The 21,828-nt window shown below is 33.5% G+C and carries 6 protein-coding genes, 2 tRNA genes, 3 rRNA genes and 1 pseudogene; 1 reads left to right on the top strand and 11 read right to left on the bottom strand.

Annotated elements, in window-relative coordinates; translation table 11 throughout:
• Positions 1-50: 50 nt before the first annotated feature.
• Together AJN70_RS03535 and AJN70_RS03530 are read right to left on the bottom strand one after the other, a co-directional pair.
• Positions 51-1,859, bottom strand: a complete 1,809-nt coding sequence (locus tag AJN70_RS03535) for a pentapeptide repeat-containing protein (RefSeq protein WP_070292015.1) — start codon at positions 1,857-1,859, stop codon at positions 51-53.
• On the bottom strand, positions 1,859-5,581 hold the full coding sequence (locus AJN70_RS03530) for a class I SAM-dependent DNA methyltransferase (protein ID WP_070295497.1): 3,723 nt from the start codon (positions 5,579-5,581) through the stop codon (positions 1,859-1,861). Before AJN70_RS03530 ends, AJN70_RS03535 begins: the two co-directional genes overlap by 1 nt.
• A gap of 229 nt (positions 5,582-5,810) precedes the next feature.
• Here AJN70_RS03530 and ggt point away from each other — a divergent pair.
• Positions 5,811-7,480, top strand: a pseudogene (ggt, locus tag AJN70_RS03525) (gamma-glutamyltransferase).
• Between the two features lie 34 nt (positions 7,481-7,514).
• Here ggt and ccsA read toward each other — a convergent pair.
• From ccsA to AJN70_RS03480, 9 genes are all read right to left on the bottom strand, one after another.
• On the bottom strand, positions 7,515-10,220 hold the full coding sequence (gene ccsA / locus AJN70_RS03520; RefSeq protein WP_070295496.1) for a cytochrome c biogenesis protein CcsA: 2,706 nt from the start codon (positions 10,218-10,220) through the stop codon (positions 7,515-7,517).
• Entirely contained in the window at positions 10,213-10,797 is a 585-nt protein-coding gene (locus tag AJN70_RS03515) for a SoxW family protein (RefSeq protein ID WP_044779349.1), read from the bottom strand. Before AJN70_RS03515 ends, ccsA begins: the two co-directional genes overlap by 8 nt.
• A 42-nt stretch (positions 10,798-10,839) precedes the next feature.
• Positions 10,840-12,909 (bottom strand): rhodanese-like domain-containing protein, encoded by a 2,070-nt coding sequence (locus AJN70_RS03510; RefSeq protein WP_083262312.1) that lies wholly within the window; start codon positions 12,907-12,909, stop codon positions 10,840-10,842.
• 40 nt (positions 12,910-12,949) lie between these two features.
• Entirely contained in the window at positions 12,950-14,920 is a 1,971-nt protein-coding gene (locus tag AJN70_RS03505; RefSeq protein WP_070295494.1) for a cytochrome c3 family protein, read from the bottom strand.
• A 423-nt stretch (positions 14,921-15,343) separates the two neighbouring features.
• Positions 15,344-15,460 (bottom strand): 5S ribosomal RNA (gene rrf / locus AJN70_RS03500).
• 255 nt (positions 15,461-15,715) lie between these two features.
• A 23S ribosomal RNA gene (locus AJN70_RS03495) occupies positions 15,716-18,774 on the bottom strand.
• Between the two features lie 726 nt (positions 18,775-19,500).
• Positions 19,501-19,577: transfer RNA gene (locus AJN70_RS03490), tRNA-Ile, on the bottom strand.
• Positions 19,578-19,585: 8 nt separating this feature from the next.
• Positions 19,586-19,661 (bottom strand) — tRNA-Ala (locus AJN70_RS03485).
• A 101-nt stretch (positions 19,662-19,762) separates the two neighbouring features.
• Positions 19,763-21,275 (bottom strand): 16S ribosomal RNA (locus AJN70_RS03480).
• The 16S, 23S and 5S rRNA genes sit together here with 2 tRNA genes alongside, the layout of an rRNA operon.
• Between the last annotated feature and the right edge of the window lie 553 nt (positions 21,276-21,828).

Below are 21,828 nucleotides of genomic sequence, written 5' to 3'. Positions count from 1 at the left end.
CTTATTTTTTATATTTTGTTGCAAATTTTCATCACAATACCTTAAATTTTTCAACTTGGCACTATGGAATTTTTGCGTGCGGTTTTTTGGAGTGAAAAAAGAACTAAAAATATTAAAATAGTATAAGCAAATGTTAGATATATAAACAAAGGATCATTTGAAAATATTTTATCATTGATAAGTTTTCCAATAAAAGGATTTAAAATAGTTATATTAGCACCCATAGATATAATAACAATAATATAACTTATACATATAAAAATATATCTTAGAAATAATGTATTTAAACATACCATCCATAAATAAAAAATACAAAATGTAAAAAATATTCCTATATTAGATAAAATATTTAAATTATTTTGATTTTTTGGAATATAAATGTTTATATAAATTAAGATAATTAGCAAAAATAATAAATAAACACATAAAATTAATATACTTTTAATTATATCTTTAAATATTATATTTTTAATTATTATAAAATCTAATTTTATATTTTTGAAAATCTTATAAAATATTACTATAAGACAAATAAAACAAACAGCAACAAAAGAAATTAAAATATGATTATAATATTGTTGCATAAATGAAAAATTTATAATTACTTCCTTGACTTTTGTCAAATAAGAAAACATATCTGAAGTTTTGTTTAAATTTTGTATAGATTTTTTTTCCAAATCAAACTCAAAGCTTCCTACAAAAATAAACAAAATATATAAACTAATTAGTAATATAAGATTATTAAAAACTTTTAAAAAGTCTGTGTGATGATCGCAAAGTTTTCTATAAAATCCTAAAAGTAAAAAATCCACAAAATCCCGAATTCTCGAAACATTTTTTTCTAAATCTGTCGTATTTTTTACATTCTCACCTTTTTTATCCCAATTTTGTTTTAGCTCTATCTCTTTACAATAAAGCTCGTATTTATGAAAATTTGAAGCGTCTAAAAGATTGTTATCTTTTATCAAAGCATTTTTAAAAGTCCTAAAAGAATCTCTAAAATCATTGGCAAATTTATCTAAGGATTTTTCTTGATATAAATTTGGTATAACGCCTGCTTTTTTAGTTGTTCTTTGACTTTCGTAAGAAGTGCATTCTTGTTTGACTCTCTCTTGTAAATCATCAAAAGTAAAATTTAAATTTATATTAACCACATTTAAATTTCCTTTGAAAATCGCTTGAGAAAAATTTGGAGTTTTATCAAATCTCACTCGATAAAAACTAGCTGTTTTTTCAAATTCACACTCGTGGAAATCAGCGTAATTTTTAAAAATAGAATTATTGAAATAAACATTATCGTTAAATTTTCCTTTAATGGTAACCCTATCTTCAAATACACAATTATCCATTTGAAAAATATCTAAGCATTCTTGAAAATTTAAATAAACTTCTTTTTTAAAATTACAATTTAAAAAAGATATTTTTTTAATATTTGTTATTTGATTAAAATATCCTATTCTTTGGGTAAATATACAATGATCAAACACTAAAGGATAGGTTTCAAATAATGATAAAATATCTACAACTCCATGAACTTGTGTCTTTAAATTTGTTCTAGATAAACCAAAAATATAAAATACACCAGATATGTATCTTATATTATCCTCAATATTTAAAATTTGTTTTATTTCTTCTATTGCTATAACTTCATAGGAAATTTTATCAATTTCGGTTATATTTTTTTCAATAATTGTCAAAAAATCAAATCCAATATCGTAATGTGATTTTATTCGATTTATAATCGTTTTATAAATTTTGTCAATGCAGTATTGCCTATCTAAAAAAGTATTAAAATTTTCAACCTCTTGTTTGATTTTGTTTTCTATGATTTGTCTTTGTTCTTTTGTTAGTTCTTTCATTATTTCCCTTCAATGATTTTTATTTCTTCTTCAGTTAAGTTATAAAGTTTATAAACGATGGAATTGATTTTATTTTCTAGTTCTTGGATATTTGCGTTTTTGTCTTGTTCTTTGGCTTTTAAAATATCATCGGCTAAATTTATAAGTTCATCGGCTAATTTTTCATTTTTGGAATTTATTTTTGGTATAGGAAGTTTTTCTATATATTGTCTTATCCACCTAAAAGCACCTTGTCCTAAGTGAGATGATATATATTGCATATAATAAACAATTAGTCTAGAATTTAAAATTGCTAATAAATACTTATAATCACAATGCGTAAAGAAATAGCAAGTTTGATTTGTAAAAAAATTTGAATTATCATATACAAAACAAGCTTCTTTGGTCATTTCTGCCCAAACTATCTTTTCTTTTTCAAATTCTTCATAATAAGCGATATTATCTTGAGTTTCAAACCATTTATTGCTAGTTTTCTTTCTACAACCTTTTTCTCCACTTTGTTCTATGCGTGGTAAAAATTGAGATAAATATTGCTTTAAAGCAGGATATTGTTCTATATTGATTTTTAAACTTGGAAAAGTTCCTATCACCCAAAGTCCCGCCCACTCGTAACTATATCTTTTTATATTGCGTCCGCGTAGCATTTTCCGTATGAGTTTGGCGGTGCGTTCTTTTTCAGCTTCATCTTTGCAATTTGCTAAAATTTCATTTCTTTTTTCAGTGGTGATGATAAAGGCTTCATTTAAACCCGTTTTTATCCCATAGTTGATATTAAGCCCATACCATTCTTTAAGTGGAGTTCCTATGCGTTCTATCTTGGCCTTTAAGGCACTAGTATTCTCATCGCTAAAAGTGAAGCTTTCTTTGCTTAAAGAATTTTGCGAAAATTCTGCAAAGTCCTTATATAAGCCAATGTCATAAGCACAAGTTTTTAAAATTTCATTGCTTAGGGCAAGGTATTTGAATTTATTATCTTTGCTTTTTGATTTTTCAAAACAAAGTATGGAAGTATCCACCGTAGCACTATCAAAAACTTTTATACCGTTTAAATCAGTGTATTCTAAAACCTTAACATTTTTAAGCAAAAATTCACGCAAAGCTTCCCCATATCCTGCACGCGTGTATTTGTTAGAAGTGATATAGCTCAATACCCCCCCCCTATCTTTTAAAACATTAAATCCTAGTTCATAAAAATAAGTATAAATATCGCTCGTGCCTTTATAAACCTTATAATTTTTAGCTAAATGGGGCTTGAGTTCTTTAAGCTCCTCTTGTCTTATATAAGGTGGATTGCCGATGATGAGATCAAAGCCTTTGAAATTTCCATCATCGTCCAAAATTTCAGGGAATTCAAAACGCCATTCAAAAGGATGATTGCTTTCTAGGTTGAAGATATTGTCGTATTCTTTTTTAAGATTTGCAAATTCTTTTGTGGCTTCTTTTTCATCAAAGTCAAAAAGAGTCAAATTCGCACTAACAAAGAATTTCAAATTTTCATCATTTATGGCTAAGAAATTTCCGTATTTTTTAGAGTATTTTTCACATTTATCGTTAAAGCCTTTCATTTCTTTTTTAAATTTATCCGCAAAGCAGAAATTTTTAAAAGAAATTTTGAGATTTTTTATCTCTTGGCTGATGTGGCTTTTATCTGTGTAAAAGCCTTCTTTATAGTCTTTTACTATGCGTTTGTATTTATTGATGCGTTCTTTGATGTTAGGATAGTGGTTTAGGCTTTTGCCTGTTTCAAAGTAAGATACCAAAGAATTTCCGCATTTTATGTTTATATCGATATTTGGCAATATTTTAAGATCGTGATAATTCTCATCATCAAAGCTTTGATAAAAACTATGTTTTAAAAGCTCTATCCAAAGCCTTAGCTTGGTGATCTCGCATGAGTTAGGGTTGATATCGACTCCAAAAAGGTTGTTTTCTATGATGTCTTTTTTAGTGTAAAAAAGCTCTTGCTGGATAAGATGGGCTTTATCTTTAGGCGTGCTTGGGCGTTTATACTCTATAAACTCGCCTTTTCTACCCGTGATGAGAATTTCATCGTTTTGCACTTCTAGGTAAAACTCTTCATCAAAAAGATTTAGCTCATCATAAATGCTTAACATAACATTTAAAGCAGAAACTAAAAAATGCCCGCTTCCCACCGCAGGATCGCAAATTTTTATAGAGTTTAAAAGCTCTTTTTGTATCTTTTTATCTTCTTTCCTTAAAGATCTTCTTAACTCGCTTATATCTTTAGCATCAAGATCAAATTGAGCATTGAATTTATCAAGCACAACTTTTGTGATGCTTTCTTTACACATATAAGAAGTGATAAAGCTTGGCGTGTAAAAGCTCCCTTCTTTGTAGCCATTGAGTTTTTCAAACACATTTCCTAAAACGCTTGAGCTTATGAGTTCTTTTTGGCTTAAAATTTCGCTTTGCTCATCATCGCTACCAAAATCAAAGCTATCTAAAAATTCAAACAAGTATTCCAAAAGCCCCACTTGTCCTTTTTTAGCCTTGCATTTATCATCTTTTAGCACGGTGTTTTTATAGTAAAAAAGCTTTAAGTCATTACTTAAGCTTGAAATTTCAAGTGTGTTTTCTATGCTTTGTTTTTCAAACAAAGAAGAATTTAGATAAGGCAGATAAGCAAATTCGCTTTTCTTTCTCATGCTTTTTTCTTTGGCTAAGACTTCAAAGAAAAGTTCGCTAAGCTTGTCAAAATCAGGGATTTTTTTGAAATTTAAAAATTTCAAATTTTTATCATCATTAAAACGCACCAAATTTGACTCTATAAGCTTTAAAAACAAAATGCGATTAAGCCATAAGATCAAAAGTTTTAAGATGGTTTCAAAATTTTCTTCTTTAAGCTTAGAGTTTATAGCGGTGTAGAAAGTGCCTTGCTCTTCTTTGCTTTCTTCACTTTTTGCGATGATGAGTTTTGAGTTTTGTTTACTCTCACAAAGCCCTAAGATATATAAAAGCTCTTTGTAAAAAGCGTTGTTGAGTGAATTTGCATCGTTGGGGTTAAACTCACCTAGCAAACAATCTTTGCTAAAAATTTTGAACAAAGGCTTAAGCTTACTAAAGCTTAATTTATCTTGCTCTAAGATAGGTTTTAAATCCACAAAAAGCCCTTTTAAAGTGCTATCGCCATTTAAAATCTTTTCAAATTCTTTATAAATTTCGTCGGTATTGCCTTTAAAAAGCGAGTTTTTGCTTTCAAAATTTTCAAAAGCTTCTTTAAAATACTTGCTTTTGTTAAAAAGCTCTTCAAACAAATCCGCCTTAAAGATAAAAAAGCTATAAAAATCCGTGATGATGATGTGCTTAAGCGATGAATTTAACGCTTTTCTTTCGCGAAGATAGTATAAAATGCATTCATGCAAAGCCTTGCAATTAGGTTTGCTTGGGCTAAAAAATTCTCTAGAATTAGGCAATTTTGCTTCGATGATGACTTGAGTAAGGCCATCTTTTTTTAAGGCTAAGTCTATACCGCTGTTGCCTTTGTGTATGCTTTTGACTTCGCATTGGAAAGATAAATTTTCAAAAAATTTGCTAAGAGCATTTGCCACAAGAGAATCTTCGTTGTTTTTGAGATTGTTTTCTAAATTTATTTTATAGTCTTTTAAAGTTTTGATAAATTCGTTTAATTCTGTTTCTAAGATAGGCTTTTTGCGGTGGTAGGGACTTAAAAATTCTTTTTCATTTATAGCTTCAAATTTCATATTGCACTTTCAATAAATTTTAAATATTTTAGCAAAAAAATCTCAAGTTTGGTATAAAATTTAAAAGTTACTTTTTGTAATTTTATAAAAAAATAATTATATAAAATGAGAATATTTTATACAAAATTTTAAAATTTTAAATATTTTTATAAAAATATATCATTTTTTAAATTTATCAATACCCCTAGTTTTGTTACAATAATTCTATATATCATTAAAAAGGAGCAAAATGCGTTATTTAGCTATATTTGCGATTTCAATCACGCTAAGTTTTGGTGCAGCTAATCCACCTATACAAGATAGAACGGGCACAGGACTTGTTTTATCAAGTCATGAACTAGCCAATAAAATAGGCAAAGAAGTTCTTGACAAAGGCGGAAATGGCATAGATGCAGCTGTAGCAGTAGGTTATGCTTTGGCTGTAGTGCATCCTGCAGCAGGAAACATAGGTGGTGGTGGCTTTGCAGTCATTCATCTAGCCAATGGAGAAAATACCACGCTTGATTTTAGAGAAATGGCACCTTTAAAAGCAAGCAGAAATATGTATCTTGATAGCAAAGGAGAAGTTATAAAAGATGCTTCAACTATAGGTTATCTAGCTGCTGGAGTACCAGGAACGGTTAAAGGTATGAGTGCTATGCTTGATCGCTACGGCACTATGAAACTAAAAGACTTGATGGCTCCTGCTATAAAACTAGCTGAAAAAGGTTATCTCATCAACGATAGACAAGAACAAACCATGCTAGAAGCTAAAGATATGTTTAAAGAATTTCCTAGTTCAAGCAAATATTTCCTTAAAAAAGATGGCAGCACTTATAAAAGCGGGGATTTGTTTGTCCAAAAAGATCTAGCAAAAACTTTAAAACTTATCGCAAAGGAAGGTCCTGATGCTTTTTATAAGGGAAAAATCGCTGATTTAATAGCAACGGATATGGCTAAAAACAAAGGCATTATCACTAAAGAAGATCTAGCACAATACCAAGCTATTTGGAGAAAACCCGTAGAAGGCACTTATAGGGGTTATGATATCATTTCCATGTCACCACCTAGCAGTGGGGGTGCTCATATCATCGAAATTTTAAATATCATGGAAAATGCCAATATAGAAAATTTAGGCTTTGCAAGCTCTAAAACTTTACACATAATGACTGAAGCCATGCGTCAAGCTTATGCGGATAGATCAGAATACATGGGCGATCCTGATTTTGTAAAAATCCCACTTGATAAACTTACAAGCAAAGAATACGCCAAAGAAATTTATGCAAAAATTCCAAAAGATAAGGCTTTGCCAAGCTCAAAAGTAAAACCTGGTTTAGGGCAAATTCACGAAGGACATAATACCACTCATTATTCTGTACTAGATAGCAAAGGCAATGCTGTAAGCATTACCTATACTATCAATGCGAGTTATGGTTCAGGTGCTGCGGTTGAAGGGGCAGGGTTTTTACTCAATGATGAAATCGATGATTTTTCAATCAAACCAGGGGTGCCAAATTTATACGGACTTGTAGGCGGAGAAGCTAATGCTATAAAACCTAAAAAAGACCTTTAAGCTCTATGAGTCCAACTATCATACTAAAAGATGGAAAAGTATTTATGGTAGTAGGTAGCCCAGGTGGTTCTAGGATCATCACGACAGTTTTACAAGTGATTTCAAATGTGATCGATCATAAAATGGATATATCAACAGCGGTAGAATCTCCAAGATTTCACATGCAGTGGCTACCTGATGAAATCAGAACAGAGCCTTTTGGAATCATCAAAGATGTGCAAAACAATCTTGAAAAAATGGGCTATAAAATCACAAAAGAACCTTATATGGGTGATGTAAATGCTATCATGGTCGATCCAAAAACTGGAAAAATCGTAGGTTCTATGGATACAAGAAAAGAATTCTAACTTCTTATTTACCCTTGAAATTTCAAGGGTAAATTTATACAGGATTTTTAAGTCTTCTTTTAAAAAATGCTCCTAAAATTAAAATCACTGTAAAAGCAATGAAAAAATATAAAAATTTAGGCACAGGCACAGGATCTCCTGCTGCATAAGAATGCAATCCTGATAGATAGAAATTTACCCCAAAATAAGTCATCAAAATAGAATAAAATCCTATAACACTCGCACTTGCAAAGGCGTAAGGATTGTTAAATTTTGAGATAAATCTAAGATGTAAAATCATAGTATAAACAATAATAGAAATTAAAGCCCAAGTTTCTTTAGAATCCCAACCCCAGTATCTTCCCCAGCTTTCGTTTGCCCAAACTCCACCTAAGAAATTTCCTATAGTGAGTAAAGCAAGTCCTATTATCATCGCCATTTCGTTGATACAATGTAAGCTTAAAATACTTTGATCTATTTGAGCTTTTTTTGGATTTCTTAACATAAATAAAATCAAGCTAAATACTCCAAGCAAAAAGCAAAGTCCTAAAAATCCATAGCTTGCAGTGATGATAGAAACATGGATATTAAGCCAATAGGATTTTAAAACGGGCACAAGATTTGTAATTTGTGGATCCATAAAACCAAGATGTGCTACAAAAAGAGAAATTCCAGCCATAATACTTGCGGTACAAAGCGCTAAAGAAGATCTTTTATAAAAAACAAGTCCCGCAAAAGCACAAGCAAAAGCTATATAAACCATACTTTCATAAGCATTACTCCAAGGAGCGTGATCTCCTACATACCAACGAAAGATTAAAGCTAAAGCATGAGCTAAAACACTTAAAGCAATGAGAATAAAAATGGCATTTTTAAGCATTTTTGGAGCTTTTTTAAGGCTTAAAATTTCATAGACTAATAAGATAAAAAGCATACTACCTAGTAAAAGATAAATAGGGGTGAGATTGTCAAAAATATTATAATGATTTAAAAAAAGCTCTAAAGAAATTTGAGTAGGTGTAGGGATAAGATTTGATCTATAAAAATTTTGGAAATTTTTAAGTCTTTCTAAACTTTCATCGGCTTTAGAAAAATCTTTGGTACTAAAAGCTTGTTCAAAATCAAAAAAATATTTTGCCAATAAGCTTTGTATATTTTCTATATCCTTTAAATCAAAAGGCATAGGTGTAGCAGGAGAATACCAAGTATAGGTTTTTTGGCTTGGATCAGGAAATATTCTAAAAATTTCTCCGCTATAGATATAAAAAGCAGTGTTGATTTTTTCATCAAGAGCTAAAATATCTTTATCAAACTGATCTCTTAGAGTAGGTTTTTTGCGATTTACTTCTTCTATATAGTTTGAAAGTTTGTAAAAATCTCCATCAAAAACATCATCATAAGCAAGATATTTTTCATTTTTATCTACACCTAAAATTTCTTTTAGCTTTGCAGTTTTTACGCTAATCATTTTTATTTGTCTAAAATGTTGTGGATACATCATCATACCAAGAAAAATTTGATTATAGTTTAAACCTAAAAAATCATTTTTTTTGGTAATCTTATGAATGTAATTCATCGCTAAAGTATCGATAGGTTTTATCCTGCCATCAAAGTCTTGCACAAGTAAGCTTCCAAAAAGCATAGAATGTTTTGCAGAATTTTCTTTGATATTTTGTATAAGCTTTAAGGTATTTTCATCGGCAAAACTTTTTATGTTAAAAGCAAAAAGACAAAAAAGAATTAATAAAAGATTTTTTTGATTTTTAAGATAGTTTGATAATTTTTGAAATCTTGAGTTTTTAGCAAATAAAATCCATAAAAAACCTAAAGTCAGCAAAGTATAGCCTATATAGGTTGGAATTTTTCCAGGATTTTTATTGACTGAAAGTATGGTGCCTTGTTCGTCTTGATCATAAGAACTTTGAAAAAATCTATATCCGCCATAATCTAAAACATTATTCATAAAAATTTTATACTCAAAACTTTTATCTTGATCGATCACTTCTATATCTGAAGCATAAGAAGAAGGACTCATAGAACCTGCGTAGCGATCTAGGATAAAATCTTTTAAAGCCAAAGAAAAAGGCAGTTTGATCTCTTCAGGACCCCAGTTGAGTGCAAAAATTTCACCTCCTAGTCTAAAAGGTAAAACATTTTCATTGTTGTAATTTGGAGTGAGTAAAATTTCTTTGCTTTCATTATTAAAAGAAATTTGCATTTTGATGATAGGATTGCTCATTACATTAGGAGCTTTTTCATAATCAAGTAGTTTTAAATTTATAGTTTTATTTTGCTGCATGGAAACTTTTTTTTCAAAACTATTATGGAGTAAAGGATTAAAAGCTACTCCAAAGGATTGATATTCTACAACCTTACCTTCATCATTATAAAGCATTAAGGCTATAAATTCATCTCTTGTCACAATGATATCAGAACTTTGTCCTTCTCTAATGTGCATACCTCCTTCTATGCCAAAATAACGCGTGATTGCAGCGCCAAGTAAAATTACTATAAAAGCACTATGCAAGAGCAAGGAAGCATATTTTTTTCTTTGTAAAAGTTTGTGTATAAAAATAATACCTATAAGATTGATTAAAAGCAAAAGGTGTAAGATATCAAACCATAAAGCATTATAAACTAAGGCTTTAGCAGCATTTGCGCCAAAATCATTTTCGACAAAAGTCGCTACTGCACAAGAAAGAGCATAGATAAAAAGTAAAATAAGACTCATCCAAAAGGAAAAAAAGCTTTTCTTAAACATTTTTCTCCTTGTATGCTAGAAAAAGTGTTTTAAAAAGCTTATCTTCATTAAGCTTTTGATTTTTTTCATCTTTTAAAATTTCCATAGTCAAAGCAAGGCGTTTAGCACTCATAAAACCAGGATAAATCAGTAAAGTTTTATGTTTAGGAGTAAAAAATACCAAAGTAGGCGTAGCGTCTATATTGAATTCTCTTGAAAGTTCTTCTGTGCTTGTTTTTTTATTATCGTAATTATGAATTTTATGATAACTTGTATTGATATAATAAGAATTATATGTGTTTTTTAAGATATTTTGAACTTCTTTGTTGTTTTGAATTTCGTGTTTTAATTTATCGCAATAAACACAATTATTTGCACTAAAAATAATTAGCACAGGTTTGTCAGAAAAAACAATATTTTGATTGTCTTTAAAAAATTCTGCGATTTCTTTGTAAGAATTGAGATCAAGATTGTTTGCATCTTGTTTGTATTGTTCTGTAGTTTTTGTTCCTTTAGAAAGAATATTTTCATCTATTTTTTCATTATTACAAGCACAAAATAACAATATTATAAATCCTAAAATCAGTTTTTTTAACATCAAATCCTTTCATTTAAATTGCCTAGAAAACCTAGGCAATTATTATTTTAACAAATCCACTATAAAAGCATAAATCATCAAGAATAAAAAGATCATTCCCGTAATCAGCATCAAATAACCTGCTAATTTAGCAATGCTTTTATAAGAATTAAATTTAGAGTTTTTCTCATATAAACTTTCAAGCCTTCCGCTTTCTTTTAGGCGTTGATAATACGCATTTCTTTCTTGTTTAATCTCGGCTTCACTTTGGGTTCCTGAGAAAATTACCATATCCATAGGGAAGCGATCTGCTCTAAAATGAGTATTGAAGAAGTGGATTGCAAAGATAAATCCTGTTGCAAGTAAAGCTTCATCAGAGTGCACTAAAGAACAAAGATTGATCATCCAACCTGGTAAAAAGGTACTAAAGAAAGTAGGGAACCATAAAACCAATCCTGAAAGTCCTATAACAAACATACCCCAAAATACTGCTAGATAATCAAATTTTTCCCAATAAGTCCAGCGGTCAAATTGTGGTCTTTCACCCATGCCAAAAAACCATTTAAAATGTGCTTTCATATCTTTAAAGTCCTGCCAATTTGGCATTAAAGAATCAGGTCCAAAAAGGGCTTTTAAAATTTTCATTTTATCAAGTTTTCCTGTTTGTGGATCACGCACTAAATCTCTTCTTTTCCAGTTTACAAGTATGATTTCTTCAATATGAGAGAAAAAGACTATAAACATAACAATAGCACTAATATGATGCACTATGGTTGCACCGATTGGTCCACCCATAAGATCTATCATGGTTTGCGCCCAAGGAGCGGTATAAAATTTTTGCGGCAAACCTGAGAAAGCAAGTCCTAAGAAACTTGCCGCCATAAAGAAATGCTGAATTTTATGGAAGGTTGAAAAACGTTTGATTAAAACCTTGTCATTGTGTGCATTTTCTTTTGCTTTTTTCCATTCTATAGGATGTGAAAGTCTTGCTAAAATCAGTCTTATACTCCAAAGTAAAGTATGCAAACCAAAGAACACAAAAACTCCTATTACTAAAGCGGTCATAAAGATATAAGCACCGTGAAGTAAAGGATAGTTTTCTCCATCACTATGATCAGCATGTGCAATAAAATTGGCAAAATTTTCATTAGAATTTGGATGACACTGTGCACAAGTTTGAACACGATTTAAAGACGATAGGGTTGAGTTTAAATCTTCAACTTTTAAAATATTGTGTTTGCCGTGACAATCATAACAGGCTGCGATTTTTGGAGCACTACCAGGACTATTTAATACCATAGCCTTACCATGGAAAGTATCATGATAGCGATCTTGTTTATCTTGATGACATTCACCGCATTTAAAATCACTTCTTTGTTTTAAGGTCATTGCATTCATTAACGGATCGTTGTTGTGGATATCATGACAAGTGGTACAAGTTGGAATTTTTTTCTTTTTTCCATCTTTATCAAGTTGTATTTGGCTGATATTTTGATGAATGCTGTGTTTAAATTCTTTATCTACATCTTTATGACAACTTGCACAGTTTTTATTGATAAAATCTAAATTTGCAGCATTATTGTAGCGAATAGATTTTTTATCTTCGCCTTTTCCGTGGCAATCCCTACAACTTGGAACATCTCCAAAATACATTCTTGAATGAATACTATCTTTAAAATCATCTAAATTTTTAGCGTTTTGCCATTTTTCTATTTGTTCTTTTTGAACTTTTCTTCCAGAAAGCACCCAAGATTCTATACCATCTAACATAACATAAACATGGGTATAGCCTAATTTTTGGCTTAAATTTGCAATATTAGAAGCATCAAAAGTAAAACGATTCGACCCATAAAAAATTAAAGTTGTATTAAAATCATCAGGTAATAAATTTTGCCAATTTTGCGCATCAACTAAAACAGCATTAGGTATATTACCTGCAACTTCTCTTTCTTCCTTGGAATTAACATCCACAAAATATACATTTTTTTGCCCTAAAAGTTTTTCAGCATCTTTCATGCTGATAGGAGTTACACCTTCAACTATACCTATTTGAATTTTTCCGTCGGCAAGTAAAAAAGGGGTTGAAAAACAAAAAACAGCAAGCAATATAAATTTTATTAAACTTTGTTTCAAAATTTACTCCTTAAACTCGCCCAAAAAATGGGCGAAAATTTTATTTTAAAATATTTTTAGCTTCTTGTATATAAACCAAAGCCTCATCTACTATTTTTTTGGAGTAAACAGGACCATGCACACCCCAAGAACCATCTTTTTGCAATTTTTCTGCAATAGCCCTTGCTTGATTTGCCAAAGTAATAACACGAGATTTTTTCTCTACAGAAAGTTTAGGATTTTCAGCCATAGCTTTATCAATTTCTTTCACGCCTTTAAGAATATTTTCATATCCATCTTTTACAGGTTTTTGCCAACCTACAACAATGTCATAGATAGTCTCTTGATCTGTAAAATGAAGTTTTTTAGGTAAATTTGATTGAACCGCACTGTGACATCCACTTGCACCTGGCCCCATTAAATTTGGATCACTAAAACTTGTACGTCCACAAGCCCACATTAAATCAAGGAAAAATCTTCCATCATCATCTCTAGCGATGGTCCATCCTGGAGTTTTTGGAGATCTTTCTTTACCTTCTGGCGGATTAAGAGTTTTAGCAGTTTTATCAACTTTTATTTTCCAAATGTGAGAAGCTCTAACATTATCAAATCCACCTTTATCGGGATTTTGAACTGCTCCAAAGTTTTCACAACTCATCATATTTGGCATGTGACAAGCTGTACAATTATCTTTTGAATGAATTCCTCCTTGTTTAAAGAAGCTAGCTTGTGTGTCATGACAATCTGTACAAGTTTTTTTAAGCCCTACTTTAGTATATCCATCTTTCCAATCATTGAAAGTAACCTCATGAGGATCGTGGCAAGTAGAACATCTCATACCCTTATCATAGTGAGCTGAACTATACATTTGCGCACCTTCAGTTCCACAAGCTGGACAGCTAGATTTAAAGAAGGCATTAAATGGTTTTCTAGGATTTTTCTTAGCATCTTCTTCATTATAAGAAAATCTTTGATGACATCTTTCGCAGTTTGATGGCATACCTGCACCTCTAGCACCATAAAGATGAGCACCTGCACCATGACATTCTTCACAAGAAATACCTTTTGAAATTGTATGTTTTCTAAGCTCTTGAGTATTTCCTAAAGCTTTATAAAATTCTTCTTTGCTTTTAAAATCAAATTTAAAACTATGACAGGTTTCACAATAAGAACTTGCAGGCTGAAAAAGCATATTTTTACGATATTGTGCTGCATAAGAATTTGTTCCCCAAACTTGAGAGCCATTACCTCCAAATTGTTCCATAGTAGTAGGGAAACCTGGAGAAAATTCTGCTATTTTTTTGGTCATTTCAGGTGTTAAAAACTCACTCCAAAGCCTTGAGAATTGATTGCCGCCAGCTACAATTTTTCCTGTCATATTACTAAGATTTCCATCTTCAACATGATAAGTTCCACGAACCAACCATCTATCAATAAAACCATATTTTGTTCTAGGTGTTCCAATTACAGCATAGACATCATCAGGATAAATTCCATCTGGTAAAATAGTAGATTGTGAGTTATACATAGGTTTTTTTAAATCATTTCCTACTTCTTCAAACTCATCAGGAAAACGAACGGTTTTTGCATGACGTGATCTTTCCCAAGCTTTATATTGAGCAGGATGACATTCACCACATTTTTTTGGACCTACAAATTTATTTGGAAAATCTAAAAAAGATTCCATTCCTAAACGATAAGTCACTGAAGTATGAGCTAGATTGTTTTGCTGTGCAAAAGTAGGACCATTAGAAAATTCTACATATTCTTCTTCCCTATCACTAATAGCATATTTACCTACTATACGACATTCTTTTTCATATTTAAACATAGGATGATGTTCTTTAAGATATTTAAAAAACGCATCTTCTTGGTGCACATAACCCTCAAGCGTTCTTGGTTTAGTATCGCCATCTTGTGCAGCTTCTCCTTGAATAAGAACATTTGAATTTTCTGCGCTACTCACATTTAAAGCAAATCCCACCCCAAGTAATAGGGTTAAAACCTTTCCCTTAGAAATAAGCTTTTTCATAAGATACACCTTATAAATAAAATTTTTAAGATAATATAATTATGAAATAAATAGTTTAAGATATAAATTATCTTATTTAAATTATATTAACTTTTATATATAAAGTTTATGTTAATTAAACTTAATAATTAATAAAATTAACAATTTCATCGTGAATTTATATATTAATTTCTATTTTTTATTTAAAATTCTATCAATAAACCAAGTAGCCGATCACGCAAACAACTTTTTTAAAAGAACTAAATTTATACAATCCATACAAATATATATTAAACTTTACAAACCCCTAAAAACACCCTATTCTCTCTAAAACCCCTAACTAGCAACAAACTTTTTTTAAACACTATTCTAAGTGTCATCTAAAACAACAATAAAAATAAACATAGGATTTATATATAAAGTAAGTAATGAAGACATTTAACAAGTCCGCAATGAGCTACTTTCCCCCTGCCAGTAAGGCGTAGTATCATCACCCACGATGTGCTTAGCTTCTTGGTTCGGGATGGAGCAAGGCGTTTCCACATCTGTATAATCACGGACATTGTTATTTAAATATTCTTTGAAAGATTTAATTTATAAATAAAGCTTAATCTTTTATTTCTTTATTTTTTTCTTTATTCTCTTTCTTCTTTACTTATCTTTTATCTTTAATAAGTTTTTATATAGAATACTTAAAAAACAATGTTAAGAGCAAGTTCTAATATAAACTTTACTTGAAAGATTTCTATTAAACTCTAAATATTATCTATATTCAAAGTCTTATTAAAAACCTTAACAAGGAAGTGATGCTTTATTAAAGATAAGCCAAACGCTCTATTAGTACTGGTCAGCTAAAGGACTTTCATCCATTACACACCCAGCCTATCAAACTAGTAGTCTTCTAGAGAGCTTAGAGAAGATTCATCTTAGAGTTGGCTTCACGCTTAGATGCTTTCAGCGTTTATCCTTTCCAAACTTAGCTACGCTGCGATGCTCTTGGCAGAACAACAGCTACACCAGTGGTTTGTTCAACCCGGTCCTCTCGTACTAGGGTCAAATCTCTTCAATCTTCTTACGCCCACGGCAGATAGGGACCGAACTGTCTCACGACGTTCTGAACCCAGCTCGCGTACCGCTTTAAATGGCGAACAGCCATACCCTTGGGACCTGCTCCAGCCCCAGGATGCGATGAGCCGACATCGAGGTGCCAAACCTCCCCGTCGATGTGAGCTCTTGGGGGAGATCAGCCTGTTATCCCCGGGGTACCTTTTATCCTTTGAGCGATGGCCCTTCCACACAGAACCACCGGATCACTAAGACCGACTTTCGTCTCTGCTTGACTTGTATGTCTTGCAGTTAAGCTGGCTTATACCTTTATACTCTACGAACGATTTCCAACCGTTCTGAGCCAACCTTTGTAAGCCTCCGTTATTATTTGGGAGGCGACCGCCCCAGTCAAACTACCCACCAGACATTGTCCCACTTGAGGATAACTCAAGCTGGTTAGCTACCCAAATAAGAAAGAGTGGTATCTCAACAACGGCTCATATACAACTGGCGTCATATACTCAAAGCCTCCCACCTATCCTGCACATTCTTATCCAAGTAGCAGTGTCAAGCTGTAGTAAAGGTCCACGGGGTCTTTCCGTCTTGCCGCGGGTAGGAGGAATTTTCACCTCCACTACAATTTCACTGGATCCCTCTTTGAGACAGCTCCCATCTCGTTACGCCATTCATGCAGGTCGGTATTTAACCGACAAGGAATTTCGCTACCTTAGGACCGTTATAGTTACGGCCGCCGTTTACTCGGGCTTCGATCAAGAGCTTCGCTAATGCTAACCCCATCAATTAACCTTCGAGCACCGGGCAGGCGTCACACCCTATACATCCTCTTACGAGTTAGCAGAGTGCTGTGTTTTTGGTAAACAGTCGGGAGGGACTCTTTGTTGTAAGTTTCTTCGCTTTCGGAGTAAATCCTAGTACGAAGCTAACCACACCTTATACCGAAGATACGGTGCTATTTTGCAGAGTTCCTTAAAGAGAGTTCTTCCACGCGCCTTAGAATACTCATCCCACCCACCTGTGTCGGTTTACGGTACGGGCAACATTAGCTAAACTTAGAAACTTTTCTTGGCTCGACGGCATCAGGGGTTCTTCTATCCATCCGAAGACTTCAAAAAGCCTTTCAGTTCTCGGAGTGTTCTTATACGGATTTGCCTATATAAGCTCCTACGACCTTAGACTAGCACTTCCATCCGCTAGCCCCCTTAGCCCTAAGCGTCCTTCCATCGCACACTAATGTTGGTATTGGAATATTAACCAATTTGCCATCGTCTACCCCTTTCGGACTCGACTTAGGACCCGACTAACCCTACGATGACGAGCATCGCGTAGGAAACCTTGGGTTTACGGCGTTAATGATTCTCACATTAATTATCGCTACTCATGCCTGCATGCTCACTTCTATTCGCTCCAGCACTCCTTACCGGTATACCTTCGACGCAAGTAGAACGCTCTCCTACCACTTGCACACAACTTAAACTACTTAAACTTTAAACCAAGAATATTTTTACTGATTTTACTAAGTTTTATTTCTATCTTTACTCTATAAAAATCAGTAAAAATATAACTTAAAACATATAACTTAGTTTTTTATATTCTAAACTTAAATAATCTAAGTTGTGTGCAAGTCTACAGCTTCGGTACTTACTTTAGCCCCGTTATATTTTCCGCGCAAAATCACTAGACCAGTGAGCTATTACGCTTTCTTTAAAGGATGGCTGCTTCTAAGCCAACCTCCTGGTTGTTTAAGTAACTTCACATCGTTTTCCACTTAAGTAAGATTTAGGGACCTTAGCTGGTAGTCTGGGTTGTTTCCCTCTTGACGACGGATTTTATCACTCGCCGCCTGACTGCTGTGATTACATATAAGGTATTCGGAGTTTGATAGGGTTTGGTACATTGGTGTATGCCCTAGCCCATTCAGTGCTCTACCCCCTTATATTACGACACAACGCTATACCTAAATATATTTCGGAGAGAACCAGCTATCACGAAGTTTGATTGGCCTTTCACCCCTATCCACAAGTCATCCCGGGGCTTTTCAACGCCTATGGGTTCAGTCCTCCACTAGTTCTTACACTAGCTTCAACTTGCTCATGGATAGATCACTTCGTTTCGGGTCTGCAGCATCTGACTAAGCGCCCTATTCAGACTCGCTTTCGCTACGGCTTCGCGTTTGCTTAACCTTGCCAGACACCACAACTCGCAGGCTCATTATGCAAAAGGCAGTCCATCACACTGTATTGCTACATAGTGCTCTGAATGATTGTAAGCAAATGGTTTCAGGTTCTATTTCACTCTGATCACCTCAGTTCTTTTCACCTTTCCCTCACGGTACTTGTGCACTATCGATCTGGTATTAGTATTTAGGGTTGGATCGTGGTCGACCCGGATTCAGACAGGATTCCTCGTGTCCCGCCCTACTCAGGATACTGCTAGCTAAGCTTTGTTTTTCGCATACGGGACTATCACCCTCTATGGCTATACTTTCCAGAATGTTCTGCTAAACTCAGCTCTTGCACATTGCAGTCCTACAACCCCCAGTGCAAGCACTGGGTTTGCCCTCTTGCGCTTTCGCTCGCCGCTACTGACGCAATCTCTATTGATTTCTTTTCCTGAGGGTACTAAGATGTTTCAATTCCCCTCGTTCGCTCCTATATAGGTAATGTATATCTCTATACATTGGGTTGCCCCATTCGGAAATCTACGGATCAAAGCTTCTTGACAGCTCCCCGTAGCTTATCGCAGTCTAGTACGTCCTTCATCGCCTTTACCAGTCAAGGCATCCACCATTCGCTCTTAGTAGCTTACCTTTTGATGTTCTTTTAGCAGATGAGCAAAGCTCATCTTAAAGAACCAAAGCTAAAGGCCTACCCCGCCAACCTAAAAGATATTAGGCTTAAAACGAAATAAACTAAACATTCATTAAAAAATTAATGTAGATAAAGCTTCAATTCTTAATCACTAAAAAAACAATTTGCATAAAAGTTAGATATAACCTAACTTCTACCTTTTTTATTGATTCTAAAACGCATCACTTCCTTGTTAAAGTTTTTATGATAAGACTTCTTTATCTTAAGACGGAAAGCATTCAAACCTTAATATAGAACTAAATGATTTAGTCTCAACTAAGCTGTGAGTTTGAAACTTGTCTTTAATTTATAAATCTTAAATCTAATATTCTCTTTATTTTAAAGATAAAGATAATTAAAAGATATAAGTTAAACCAAAGAAAAGATAAATAGGTTTTATCCTTTAACAAGTCCTGTAAAATTGTTTTTATTAAAACTTGCTTGTGACTCTTAACAATGATAATTAAAAAGAACATTTAGGTTTAAAACCTAAAGGAAGTATATATATTAATATAATCATTATAAATATAAATACATAATGTATATGCTACTTATATCTATATAAAGTATATTCTTTTATAGTTAAAGATAAAAAAATAAATCTAAGTATAGAGTTTATATTTTATATTTAATCTACTTTATATACTTGCTTTAGATTTTAAAGCTTTTTTATTCAAATCTTTTTTATGGTGGGCCTAACAAGACTTGAACTTGTGACCTCACCCTTATCAGGGGTGCACTCTAACCAGCTGAGCTATAGGCCCTTAATAAATGGTGGAGAATAGCGGGATCGAACCGCTGACCTCCTGCGTGCAAAGCAGGCGCTCTCCCAGCTGAGCTAATTCCCCATAAACAATTAGCTTTAATCAATCTTTGAAATCTAAACAAGAATCAATTGAGTTTATATATTTGAAGTAATAGTTGTGAGACTTATTACTTTGTACTCTAGAAAGGAGGTGATCCAACCGCAGGTTCTCCTACGGTTACCTTGTTACGACTTCACCCCAGTCGCTGATTCCACTGTGGACGGTAACTAGTTTAGTATTCCGGCTTCGAGTGAAATCAACTCCCATGGTGTGACGGGCGGTGAGTACAAGACCCGGGAACGTATTCACCGTAGCATGGCTGATCTACGATTACTAGCGATTCCGGCTTCATGCTCTCGAGTTGCAGAGAACAATCCGAACTGGGACATATTTTATAGATTTGCTCCACCTCGCGGTATTGCGTCTCATTGTATATGCCATTGTAGCACGTGTGTCGCCCTGGGCATAAGGGCCATGATGACTTGACGTCGTCCACACCTTCCTCCTCCTTACGAAGGCAGTCTATTTAGAGTGCTCGGCCGAACCGTTAGCAACTAAATACGTGGGTTGCGCTCGTTGCGGGACTTAACCCAACATCTCACGACACGAGCTGACGACAGCCGTGCAGCACCTGTCTCTAAGTTCTAGCAAGCTAGCACCCTCATATCTCTATAAGGTTCTTAGGATATCAAGCCCAGGTAAGGTTCTTCGCGTATCTTCGAATTAAACCACATGCTCCACCGCTTGTGCGGGTCCCCGTCTATTCCTTTGAGTTTTAATCTTGCGACCGTACTCCCCAGGCGGTACACTTAATGCGTTAGCTGCATTACTGAGATGACTAGCATCCCAACAACTAGTGTACATCGTTTAGGGCGTGGACTACCAGGGTATCTAATCCTGTTTGCTCCCCACGCTTTCGCGCCTTAGCGTCAGTTGAGTTCCAGCAGATCGCCTTCGCAATGGGTATTCTTGGTGATATCTACGGATTTTACCCCTACACCACCAATTCCATCTGCCTCTCCCTCACTCTAGACTATCAGTTTCCCAAGCAGTTTAATGGTTAAGCCATTAGATTTCACAAGAGACTTGATAATCCGCCTACGCGCCCTTTACGCCCAGTGATTCCGAGTAACGCTTGCACCCTCCGTATTACCGCGGCTGCTGGCACGGAGTTAGCCGGTGCTTATTCCTTAGGTACCGTCAGAATTCTTCCCTAAGAAAAGGAGTTTACGCTCCGAAAAGTGTCATCCTCCACGCGGCGTTGCTGCGTCAGGGTTTCCCCCATTGCGCAATATTCCCTACTGCTGCCTCCCGTAGGAGTCTGGACCGTGTCTCAGTTCCAGTGTGACTGATCATCCTCTCAGACCAGTTAAGCGTCATAGCCTTGGTAAGCCATTACCTTACCAACTAGCTGATACTATATAGTCTCATCCTACACCGAAAAACTTTCCCTACTCAACTTGTGTTAAGCAGGAGTATAGAGTATTAGCAGTCGTTTCCAACTGTTGTCCTCTTGTGTAGGGCAGATTAACTATACCTTACTCACCCGTGCGCCACTAATCCACTTCTAGCAAGCTAGAAGCTTCATCGTTCGACTTGCATGTATTAGGCACGCCGCCAGCGTTCACTCTGAGCCAGGATCAAACTCTCCATAATAAACCTTCTTTAGCATCAAGGCAAAGCCTTGACTAAGAAGCAAGCTAAAGGCCTACCCCGCCAACCTAATATAGATAAACTACTTAGATTGCATTAAAGAGATAAACCTTATTACTTTTATAGATAGTTTAATCTTTTTCTTCAAAGAAAAAGTTATAAAAGATTAAAAGAAAAGCTTTTAATCTTTTTAAATTAGATTGAATAGATTTTACATAATTGCTTATGCCTAAATCTTTCTGGCTCAATCGATCACTTATTTAGATTTCAAAGATTGACTAATAAGATTTGAATAACAATACTAATTTAAAAGAACAAAACAAAAAATCATTTTTAAAAGAAAAGTTTTTAAATTAAAAACAAGATTTATAAAAAAGCTTTTTAGTTTTAAATTAAAAAATTAAGAAAGTTAAAAACTCAAATAATTTAAAAACTTAAAAAATCTAAAATAAAGTTAATTTATAAAATCTACTCAGTTAGTGAAACTTTATAATTTAAAAGATTTTAAGTCCTTTTTTCAAAAAAGGAAATGAAAGTATAACCAATTAAACTTAAA

The organism is Campylobacter sp. BCW_4341, assembly GCF_001764255.1.
Taxonomy (GTDB): domain Bacteria; phylum Campylobacterota; class Campylobacteria; order Campylobacterales; family Campylobacteraceae; genus Campylobacter_D; species Campylobacter_D jejuni.
This window is presented reverse-complemented; position numbering and strand designations above follow the sequence as displayed.